Origin of the sequence: Comamonas sp. MYb69, from assembly GCF_037479315.1 — a bacterium.
GTDB lineage: Bacteria > Pseudomonadota > Gammaproteobacteria > Burkholderiales > Burkholderiaceae_C > Comamonas.
This window is the reverse complement of record NZ_JBBGZG010000018.1, coordinates 105,679-115,698: the sequence shown is the minus strand read 5'-3', so window position 1 is coordinate 115,698 and position 10,020 is coordinate 105,679. Positions and strand designations below refer to the sequence as shown.

General features: G+C 61.6%; 10 protein-coding genes. 1 reads left to right on the top strand and 9 read right to left on the bottom strand.

Going from position 1 to position 10,020, the window contains the following annotated elements; translation table 11 throughout:
- From WH303_RS21340 to WH303_RS21300, 9 genes are all read right to left on the bottom strand, one after another.
- Positions 1–581: GTP-binding protein (locus WH303_RS21340; RefSeq protein ID WP_339521030.1), on the bottom strand; the 581-nt coding region annotated here is incomplete at its 3' end.
- A gap of 146 nt (positions 582–727) precedes the next feature.
- A complete protein-coding gene (fusA, locus tag WH303_RS21335; RefSeq protein WP_021026535.1) occupies positions 728–2,839 on the bottom strand; it encodes an elongation factor G in 2,112 nt (703 codons plus the stop codon).
- Between the two features lie 158 nt (positions 2,840–2,997).
- Entirely contained in the window at positions 2,998–3,471 is a 474-nt protein-coding gene (gene rpsG / locus WH303_RS21330) for a 30S ribosomal protein S7 (protein ID WP_021026534.1), read from the bottom strand.
- A gap of 169 nt (positions 3,472–3,640) precedes the next feature.
- Entirely contained in the window at positions 3,641–4,018 is a 378-nt protein-coding gene (rpsL, locus tag WH303_RS21325) for a 30S ribosomal protein S12 (protein ID WP_012202325.1), read from the bottom strand.
- A 599-nt stretch (positions 4,019–4,617) separates the two neighbouring features.
- Entirely contained in the window at positions 4,618–5,790 is a 1,173-nt protein-coding gene (locus WH303_RS21320; protein WP_339521029.1) for a D-alanyl-D-alanine carboxypeptidase family protein, read from the bottom strand.
- 85 nt (positions 5,791–5,875) lie between these two features.
- Positions 5,876–6,517 carry an alpha/beta hydrolase gene (locus WH303_RS21315; protein WP_021026532.1) on the bottom strand — a complete coding sequence of 214 codons (642 nt, stop codon included), beginning with the start codon at positions 6,515–6,517 and terminating at the stop codon, positions 5,876–5,878.
- A gap of 98 nt (positions 6,518–6,615) precedes the next feature.
- Entirely contained in the window at positions 6,616–6,969 is a 354-nt protein-coding gene (locus WH303_RS21310) for a (2Fe-2S) ferredoxin domain-containing protein (RefSeq protein WP_021026531.1), read from the bottom strand.
- A 91-nt stretch (positions 6,970–7,060) separates the two neighbouring features.
- Positions 7,061–8,275, bottom strand: coding sequence for a VanZ family protein (locus tag WH303_RS21305; protein WP_021026530.1), 1,215 nt, complete (start codon positions 8,273–8,275; stop codon positions 7,061–7,063).
- A 60-nt stretch (positions 8,276–8,335) separates the two neighbouring features.
- A complete protein-coding gene (locus WH303_RS21300) occupies positions 8,336–8,755 on the bottom strand; it encodes a CopD family protein (protein ID WP_027010811.1) in 420 nt (139 codons plus the stop codon).
- Positions 8,756–8,954: 199 nt separating this feature from the next.
- On the opposite strand from WH303_RS21300, the gene hemB reads away from it, so the two are divergent.
- Entirely contained in the window at positions 8,955–9,968 is a 1,014-nt protein-coding gene (gene hemB, locus WH303_RS21295; protein WP_339521028.1) for a porphobilinogen synthase, read from the top strand.
- The last annotated feature ends 52 nt before the right edge of the window (positions 9,969–10,020 follow it).

The window sequence follows — 10,020 nt, the reverse complement described above, 5'->3', positions numbered from 1 at the left end:
AGACGCAGGATAGCGGGTTCACCCTTGTCGGATTGGTCGCCTTCCAGAGCCAGCTTAGCCGAGCCGCGGATGATGGGGGTGTCGTCACCTGGGAAATCGTACTTGTCCAGCAGTTCGCGGACTTCCATTTCCACCAGCTCCAGCAGCTCTTCGTCATCCACCATGTCGCACTTGTTCAGGAACACGATGATGTAAGGCACGCCCACCTGGCGAGCCAGCAGGATGTGTTCACGGGTCTGGGGCATGGGGCCGTCAGCAGCCGAGCAAACCAAGATAGCGCCGTCCATCTGGGCAGCGCCGGTGATCATGTTCTTCACATAGTCGGCGTGACCTGGGCAGTCCACGTGAGCGTAGTGGCGGTTAGCCGTTTCGTACTCAACGTGTGCGGTATTGATGGTGATGCCGCGAGCCTTTTCTTCAGGAGCAGCGTCGATTTCGTCGTACTTCTTGGCTTCGCCGCCGAACTTGGCAGACAGCACGGTTGCGATAGCAGCCGTCAGCGTGGTCTTGCCGTGGTCCACGTGACCAATGGTGCCCACGTTGACGTGCGGCTTGGTCCGTTCGAATTTACCTTTTGCCATGAGAATTCTCCAAATAAAGAGCAAAACCTGTGTTGGGTTTAACGTCTACACCGAATTGCTGGGTCGCTTCGCACAGGAAACAAAGCGGCACCCGATCGTAGACAAAGAGCGATCCGCACCTGGCAAGCCAGGTGCGGGCGCATATTTTAGGCCTTTGCGCGGGAAGCGACAATAGCCTCGGCCACGTTGCGTGGGGCTTCAGCGTAGTGCTTGAACTCCATCGTGTACGTAGCGCGGCCTTGCGTTTGCGAACGCAGCGACGTGGCGTAGCCGAACATTTCGGACAGTGGCACTTCTGCCTTGATGGCCTTGCCGCCACCAACCATGTCGTCCATGCCCTGCACCATACCGCGGCGGGAAGACAAGTCACCCATCACGGTACCGGCGTAGTCTTCAGGCGTTTCCACTTCCACGGCCATCATGGGCTCGAGGATCACGGGGCTGGCCTTGCGAGCAGCTTCCTTGAAACCGAAGATAGCGGCCATCTTGAACGCCATTTCGTTCGAGTCCACGTCGTGGTACGAACCGAAGGTCAGCGTCACTTTGACGTCCACCACAGGGTAGCCAGCCAGCACGCCGGAGGTCAGCGCTTCGATCACGCCCTTTTCCACCGCAGGGATGTATTCGCGAGGAACCACACCGCCCTTGATGGCGTCGACGAACTCGAAGCCCTTGCCTGGCTCTTGCGGCTCAACCGTGAACACCACGTGACCGTACTGGCCCTTACCGCCGGACTGGCGAACGAACTTGCCGTCCACGTCCACAACCTTTTGGCGAATCGTTTCGCGGTAGGCCACTTGGGGCTTGCCCACGTTGGCTTCCACGTTGAATTCACGCTTCATGCGGTCAACGATAATTTCCAGGTGCAGCTCGCCCATACCGGCGATGATGGTCTGACCCGATTCTTCGTCGGAGCGCACGCGGAACGATGGATCTTCTGCAGCCAGACGCGACAGAGCGATACCCATCTTTTCCTGGTCGGCCTTCGACTTGGGTTCCACAGCCTGTGCAATCACGGGCTCTGGGAACACCATGCGTTCCAGCACGATAGGCGAAGCCACGTCACACAGGGTTTCACCGGTGGTCACGTCCTTCAGGCCCACGCAAGCGGCGATGTCACCGGCGCGGATTTCGTCCACTTCGATACGGTCGTTCGCCATCATCTGCACGATACGGCCGATACGCTCTTTCTTGCCCTTGACCGAGTTGTACACGGTGTCGCCCTTGGACAGAACGCCGGAGTACACACGCACGAAGGTCAACTGGCCCACGAACGGGTCGGTCATCAGCTTAAACGCCAGAGCGGAGAACTTCTCGCCGTCGTCCGCCTTGCGGGTCAGCTTCTTTTCTTCGTCTTCTGGGTCGGTACCAGCCACGTCAGGGATGTCCACTGGCGAAGGCAGGTAGTCGATCACGGCGTCCAGCATGCGCTGCACACCCTTGTTCTTGAACGCGGTGCCGCACAGCATTGGCTGGATTTCGGTCGACAGCGTGCGGGCGCGGATACCGGCCTTCACGTCTTCTTCGGACAAGGTACCTTCTTCCAGGTACTTGTTCATCAGGTCTTCCGAGGCTTCGGCAGCCGATTCCACCAGGTTTTCACGCCACTTGTTGGCGGTCTCGACCAGGTCGGCAGGAATGTCAGCGTATTCGAACTTCATGCCCTGGGACGCTTCGTCCCAGATGATGGCCTTCATCTTGACCAGATCGACCACGCCGGTGAAGTTGTCTTCAGCGCCGATTGGGATCACCACGGGCACGGGGTTGGCCTTCAGGCGCAGCTTCATCTGGTCGTAGACCTTGTAGAAGTTGGCACCGGTACGGTCCATCTTGTTCACAAAGGCCAGACGTGGCACCTTGTACTTGTTGGCTTGACGCCACACGGTTTCGGACTGGGGCTGCACGCCACCCACAGCGCAGTACACCATGCAAGCACCGTCGAGCACGCGCATGGAACGTTCCACTTCAATCGTGAAGTCCACGTGGCCGGGGGTGTCGATGATGTTGAAGCGGTGTTCTGGGTAGGACATGTCCATACCCTTCCAGAAGCAGGTCACTGCAGCGGAAGTGATGGTAATGCCACGCTCTTGCTCTTGCTCCATCCAGTCGGTGGTAGCAGCGCCGTCGTGCACTTCGCCCAGCTTGTGGGTCACGCCGGTGTAAAACAGGATACGTTCGGTCGTGGTGGTTTTACCTGCGTCGATGTGCGCAGAAATACCGATATTGCGGTAGCGCTCGATGGGGGTCTTGCGAGCCATGGTTGATCCTTTGTTGATCAGTAAGTGTGGAGGCGATGCGGACTGGCGGATTGCGCAGGCATCAGCCTACGATGTGAGGGCAGTCTCAATCCGAGCAAGGCCGCAGGCAAAAATTGTTGCATGCGGCCTTTGCAATATCGAGACAGATCTCGCGCAGCTTAGAAGCGGAAGTGGCTGAATGCCTTGTTGGCTTCGGCCATACGGTGCACTTCGTCACGACGCTTCATCGCGCCGCCACGGCCTTCCGTAGCTTCCAGCAGTTCATTGGCCAGGCGTTGGGCCATGGACTTTTCACCGCGCTTGCGAGCAGCTTCCTTGATCCAGCGCATGGACAGAGCCAGACGACGGACAGGACGCACTTCCACTGGCACCTGGTAGTTGGCACCGCCAACACGGCGGGACTTCACTTCGACCATGGGCTTGACGTTGTTGATGGCAACAACGAAAGCTTCCAGTGGGTCTTTATCAGGGTGCTTCTTCTCGATCAGTTCCAGAGCGCCGTAAATGATGCGCTCAGCAACTGCCTTCTTGCCGCCTTCCATGATCACGTTCATGAATTTGGACAGCTCTACATTGCCGAACTTTGGATCCGGCAGAATTTCACGTTTGGGGACTTCGCGACGACGTGGCATTTCTTTACCTCTATCTTTGCTTCAGTTGGCATCTTTTCAGACACCGCGAGAGCCAATCAAGGACTCCCACTTACTCGACCCACACAAAACACTTGCGCTTGGGGTCACTACGCTGAATCTCGCGCCACGCGGGACACAGCACCTTTGTATTCGTTCAAAAAACCAGGGCTTACTTGGCCTTAGGCTTCTTGGCACCGTACTTCGAACGGGACTGCTTACGGTCCTTGACGCCTTGCAGGTCAAGCGAACCGCGCACGATGTGGTAACGCACACCTGGCAAGTCCTTCACACGGCCACCGCGCACCAGCACAACGCTGTGCTCTTGCAGGTTGTGGCCTTCACCGCCGATGTACGAAATGACTTCGAAACCGTTGGTCAGACGAACCTTGGCCACCTTACGCAAAGCCGAGTTAGGCTTCTTAGGCGTCGTGGTGTACACACGGGTGCACACGCCGCGGCGCTGGGGGCAGTTTTCCATAGCAGGGCTCTTGGATTTAACAACTTCTACCGTGCGGCCCTGACGCACGAGTTGGTTAATGGTTGGCATTAATAAACGTCCCTAAACGTGAAATTACCGTGAACTTACCGTGATTTGCTGCCAGCCCCTTGCCCCAAAGGCAAAGACGGCAGCCCCTTCGGAAATTCCGAAAAGCCCTCTAATGTACCACCTGACTCCAAATTGAGCAAATGGTTTGGACCCAAGCCCGCCGCCCGGTGGCCGCCATCCAGGCACTTTCCCGGCACAACGCCCAGCAGCCCTGCGCCAGGCGCTCTCATTTTTGCGAGCACAGAAACCACAAAGCGTGCCAGGGGCACGCTTTGCAGAGGGGTGGGCTGGGCGTCTGCCGGGCCTTAGAACCTGTTCAAAGTCTCTACGCAGCCGCGTTGGAGTGCAATCGGGATGAGTTCGAAGGGATGGAACGCAGCTTGCACCGGGGTGCAAGCAAGGGCCAGCGCGCAGAAATCGCCCGATTTCACTCCAACCCGTAGGGACAGTGGCTTTGCGGGCGGTCTGCGTCGTTGCAAATCCTCGCAATAGCTGGGCTATTGCTGCGGTATTGCGCCTAGCATCCCATCCCGCAAAGACGCTGTCGCGGCGCGAGGAGACTTTGAACAGGTTCTTATAGGGCCCGCATCAGCACCGCTTTACTTGATCCACAGACGGATCGCATCCCAGGCGCGGCCAAAGATGCCCGCTTCTGCGACATCATCGAGCGCCACCAGCGGCACCTCGGCCACTTGCTGGCCGCCTGCCATCACCTTCAAGGTGCCCAGCTTCTGGCCCTTGGTGAAAGGCGCAATCAGCGGCTCCTGGCTCACCACCTGGGTTTCGAGCTTGCCGCCGGTGCCCGCTGGCACATTCACGACGATGGGCGCCACGCTGCCGATCTTGACGGTGTTTTGCGCGCCCTTCCAGGCCTTGGGGGTCGCCACGGCCTGGCCGCCGTCAAACAGCTTGACGGTGTCGAACGCGGTATAGCCCCAGTTCAACAGCTTCTGGCTTTCGTTGGCGCGGTCCTTGTCGCTGGCAGCACCCAGCAGGATGGAGATCAGGCGGCGCTCGCCCGCATTGGGCACCTGGCGCTTGGCCGTGGAGACCAGGCAGTAGCCGGCGGCATTGGTGTGGCCGGTCTTGAGGCCGTCCACCGTCGGGTCACGGAACAACAAAGTATTACGATTGGTGCCGTTGGACTTGGGCGTGCCGGGGTAGAACCACTGCTTGGTCGCGTAGTAGTGCATGTACTCCGGGAAGTCTTTGATCAGGCGGTTGGCCAGAATGCTCAGGTCCTTGGCCGTCGTCGTGTGGCCGGGCTCGGTCAGGCCTTCGGGGTTCTTGTAGGCCGTGTTGGTCATGCCCAGCGCCTTGGCCTGCTCGTTCATCAGGCGCACAAAGTTCTCGGCGGTGCCGCCCACGGCTTCGGCCAGTGCCATCGTCGCATCGTTGCCGGACTGCACGATCATGCCGTGCAGCAGGTCATCCACCTTCACCTGCATCTTGGGGTCGATGAACATGCGCGAGCCGGGCATCTTCCAGGCGCGCTCGCTCACCGGCATGGTCTGCTCCAGGCTGATCTTCTTGTTGCGCAGCGCATCGAACACCACATAGCCGGTCATCAGCTTGGTCAGCGATGCCTGCTCGACCGGCGCATCCACATCCTTGGCCGCCAGGATCTGGCCGGTGGTCACGTCAAACAGCAGGTAGTTGCGCGCCGCGATCTCGGGCGGCTGGGGCGCTGCCAATTGGGCAAAGGCCAGGGTGGGCGCCAGCAGCGCTGCTGCAGCCCAGTTACGCAGGGTGGGCATCAAGCTCGATTTCATGTCGTTCAACTCTTAGAAACAAGTGCCTGCAGCGCATGAAGACTGGCCGCAGGATATCAAAAACAATAGCAATACTACACCACCGTCACAAGGCGGGGGCCAGCAGGTGCCGCGTGACCAGGCCTTTGAGAAGCGGTAATTGTCCGTGGAAAAAATGCCCGCCTCCGGGCACAACCGTAACCGGTAGTATCTGAGGCCGTGCCCAGTCCATCACCGCAGCGAGCGGCACCGTGTCATCGGCTTCGCCATGTACCACCAGGGTGCGCTCATGGGCTTCGGGCGGCAAGGTCGCCACCGTAAAGCGCGATGCGGCCGTGCCCACGAACACCGCCTTGTCGATCTGGCGTTGGGGCCAAAGTTCCGCCAAGGCATGGCTCATCACAAAGGAGCCAAAAGAAAAGCCCGCCAGCGCCAGATTGCCCTGGGGCGCGAGCTGCTCGACAACGGCCAGAAAATCCTCGCGCTCGCCCCGGCCCTCGTCATAGCTGCCCGCCGACTGGCCGACACCGCGAAAGTTGAAGCGCAGCGCCGTCCAGCCGCTGGCCACAAAGGCCCGCGCCAGGGTCTGCACCACCTTGTTGTCCATCGTGCCGGCAAACAGCGGATGAGGGTGGGCAATGATGGCCGTGCCGCGCTGCGCGCCATCGGGGCTGGCGGCCAGATCGCGGGCCACTTCCAGAATGCCGGCCGGCCCATGGATGGTGAAACGTTCGGTTTGCGCGTTCATGCTGCGGTCTACTCCATGGCGGGCCACCCACCGCCTGCAGCGGCAGTGGCGCCCTGTGTCTATGCGGGAAAAAGTCGGGGGAGGATGCAGGCGCGCGCTCAGCGGCCCACGTCGGGCGGGGTCAGCAAGCGCTCGACCACCTTGCCGTTCTTCAGGTGCGACTCGACGATCTCATCGATATCGTCATTGTCGATATAGGTGTACCAGACGCCTTCGGGGTAGACCGCCATGATGGGCCCGCCTGCGCAGCGGTCCAGGCAGCCGGCCTTGTTGACGCGCACCTTGCCCGGTCCGCTCAAGCCCTCGGCTTTGACGCGGGCCTTGCAGTGGTCAAACATGTCCTTGGCGCCATGGTGGGCACAGCTGTCTTCACCGTTGACGCGGTCATTGAGGCAGAAGAACACGTGGTGCTGGTAGTACTGGCCGTCGTTGCCAGGTTTTTGCTCGCTCATGCCAAGCTCTCTTCGAATGCGATCCCCCATTGTGGCAGCTTGGCGCCCGCCTGGCGCCCAGAGGCCGCAATACTGCCACGGGCTACTGCGTTTAGCCTTGCTCGGGCGGGGTGCCGGAGGCCGCGTGCTGGTGCAGCCGTTGGCGCCGGCGCGCCGCTACCACAGCAGGCAGCCGGCCCAGGCGCAGCAGCACATAGGCGATCACCGCAAACGGCCACAGCCAGCTGAGCCACTGCCCCAGGCCAAAAAAGCGGATAAAGCGCCCCTGTTCCCAGGACTGCAAGGCATCGGCGTAGTAAGGATTGGGCGGCGATTGGTTGAGCAGGTTGACATCGATCATCAAGCCCATCAGCAGCAACAGCACGCAGTAGCGGCGCGGCAGGCCCACCTGCAGCAGCGCCAGCGACACGGCCAGCGCAATGCCCAGGCGCGTGGTCTGGTCCAGCCAGTCCCAGGCATAGGCCGGCCCGTAGCTCAGCGAAGACGACAGCGCCGAGACGGCAATGCCGCTCAGCACCACCAGCGCCACCATGGCCATGCGCCGCGTCACGCTGCCCATCACGCTGAAGGCCAGCCAGCAGGGAATCAGCAGGCCCAGCAGCACGGCCATCAGCTGGCCGATGGGCGACAGCGGCTCGGTGGCCTGCATGAAGTTGGGCATCCAGTGCTCGAAGGCCGAGTTCTCCAGCATGTCGACCAGCCACATCTCCAGCCGGTCAAAGACCTGGCCCAGGCCAAAGGGCTGCGCGGCCGGGAACAGCAAGGCCAGCGGCCACAGCATCAGCAGCACGATGGCGCCACGCGCATCGGCATCGAACCAGCGTGCCCGCACATCGCGCCAGCGCCGCAAGATACCCAGCCAGGCCAGCAAGGGCACGGCCAGCGCGCCCAGCAAGGTGCCGATGCTGTTGAGCAGCCAGTCCATGTTGCTGGACACCCTTAGCGGCAGAAAAATCTGCAGGAACTCCATCGCAAGCGACAGCAGGCTGCCCACGCACAAGGCCCAGAACCAGCCCGTCCTGACCCAGCCATGGCGCCACCAACCCAGGCTCAGCAGCAAGCCCAGCGGCGCATAGCCGGCCACATTGATCCAAACATCGAACCAGGTCCAGTACGGCGGCGGGATGCGGGCGAGCAAGAACTCCGCCGGCGAGATGCCCTGGGTGCGCCAGCCGGCAAAGGGAAAGAGGCTGGCAAAGACGATCAGCGCCACATACACCGGCACCAGCGGCCAGGCGATGGTGCGGTGTTCGCCGGCCGGGGCAGGCTCTTGCAGGCTGAGGGGTGCGGAGCGGCTGTCAGGCATGGTGCGTAGGCCCTGGTGCGCAGATCGTTGTCCGTGATGGGCTACCCAAGTGTGCGCGAATTAAAAGGGTTTGACGACGACCAGCACCACGATGATGACCATGGCAACCACCGGTACCTCGTTGAACCAACGGTACCAGACATGCGAATGCCGGTCCGTGCCATTGGCGATCTTGCGCAGCAGCACGGCGCAGGCGTGGTGGTAGCCAATGACCAGCAGCACAAAGAACAGCTTGGCATGCAGCCAGCCGCCAGCACCGCGCCACCAACCCAGCCACAGCCACAGGCCCAGGCCCAGCGCCAGCACCGCAATCATCGTCATGAAGCGCAGGAGCTTGCGCGCCATCAGCAGCAGGCGCTCGCGCTCGGCCTGCGAGTCGGCCGGCACCATGGCCAGGTTCACGAAGATCCGGGGCAGGTAGAACAGGCCCGCAAACCAGCTGGCCACAAACACGATATGAAAGGCTTTGATCCACAGCATGAGCATGCGCCACAGTGTAGTGGCTGGCACGATGGCCCAGCGCTGGACCCCGGCTTAAAAGCGGTCCGATGCTGCGCGCAAGCCCGGCCTTGATCTGGCGCAAGCCCGGCACAAGCCCAGCGGCCATTCCTCCATGCCCAGCGCAGTCTCTCGGGCCCGCGCTGTGCAGCCTGCCGTTGATCTGGCGCACAATTGCTGCATGCATCTGTCCAGCCCCACCCCCTTTCCCCACAACCGTCCGCGCCGTCTGCGCCGCGACTCCTTCACCCGCAACCTGGTCCGCGAGAACGTGCTCACCCCGCACGACTTCATCTACCCGGTCTTTGTGCATGAAGGACAAGGCAAGCGCGAGCCCGTGCTGTCCATGCCCGGCGTCGACCGCCTGAGCCTGGACCTGTTGCTGCCGGTGGCCGAGCAGTGTGTGGCGCTGGGCATTCCGGTGATGGCCCTCTTCCCCCAGATCGACACGGCGCTCAAGACCCCCGACGGCAAGGAGGCGCTCAACCCCGATGGCCTGATCCCGCGCGTGGTGCGGGCGCTGAAAAAGGAATTCCCCCAGCTGGGCGTGATGACCGATGTGGCGCTCGACCCCTACACCAGCCACGGCCAGGACGGCCTGCTCGACGAGACCGGCTACATCCTCAATGACGAGACCGTCGAGATCCTCGTGGGCCAGGCGCTCAACCATGCCGAGGCCGGTGTCGACATCGTCGCCCCCAGCGACATGATGGACGGCCGCATTGGCGCGATCCGCGAGGCCTTCGAATCCCAGGGCCACATCTACACCCGCATCATGGCCTACAGCGCCAAGTACGCCAGCGCCTTCTACGGCCCCTTCCGCGATGCGGTGGGCACACGCGGCGCGCTGGGCAAGGCCGACAAGAACGTCTACCAGATGGACCCTGCCAACACCGACGAGGCGCTGCGCGAAGTGGCGCAGGACCTGGCCGAGGGCGCCGACATGGTGATGGTCAAGCCCGGCATGCCCTACCTGGATGTGGTGCGCCGCGTCAAGGACGAGTTCAAGGTGCCCACCTTTGCCTACCAGGTCAGCGGCGAGTACGCGATGCTCAAGGCCGCCGCCCAGAACGGCTGGCTCGACCATGACCAGGTGATGATGGAGTCGCTGCTGGCCTTCAAGCGGGCCGGTGCCGATGGCATCCTGACCTATTTCTCGCTGGACGCCGCGCGCTGGCTCAAAGAGAAAAACTGATAGCAAAAATACCAGGACGGGCTTGCACAGGCCCGTTTTTTTTGCCATGCTG

What these genes read in the sequence shown, in the direction of transcription:
- fusA (WP_021026535.1), bottom strand. Translation starts at nt 2,839, where the DNA reads ATGGCTCGCAAGACCCCCATCGAGCGCTACCGCAATATCGGTATTTCT.
- rpsG (WP_021026534.1), bottom strand. Translation starts at nt 3,471, where the DNA reads ATGCCACGTCGTCGCGAAGTCCCCAAACGTGAAATTCTGCCGGATCCA.
- rpsL (WP_012202325.1), bottom strand. Translation starts at nt 4,018, where the DNA reads ATGCCAACCATTAACCAACTCGTGCGTCAGGGCCGCACGGTAGAAGTT.
- WH303_RS21320 (WP_339521029.1), bottom strand. Translation starts at nt 5,790, where the DNA reads ATGAAATCGAGCTTGATGCCCACCCTGCGTAACTGGGCTGCAGCAGCG.
- WH303_RS21315 (WP_021026532.1), bottom strand. Translation starts at nt 6,517, where the DNA reads ATGAACGCGCAAACCGAACGTTTCACCATCCATGGGCCGGCCGGCATT.
- WH303_RS21310 (WP_021026531.1), bottom strand. Translation starts at nt 6,969, where the DNA reads ATGAGCGAGCAAAAACCTGGCAACGACGGCCAGTACTACCAGCACCAC.
- WH303_RS21305 (WP_021026530.1), bottom strand. Translation starts at nt 8,275, where the DNA reads ATGCCTGACAGCCGCTCCGCACCCCTCAGCCTGCAAGAGCCTGCCCCG.
- WH303_RS21300 (WP_027010811.1), bottom strand. Translation starts at nt 8,755, where the DNA reads ATGCTGTGGATCAAAGCCTTTCATATCGTGTTTGTGGCCAGCTGGTTT.
- hemB (WP_339521028.1), top strand. Translation starts at nt 8,955, where the DNA reads ATGCATCTGTCCAGCCCCACCCCCTTTCCCCACAACCGTCCGCGCCGT.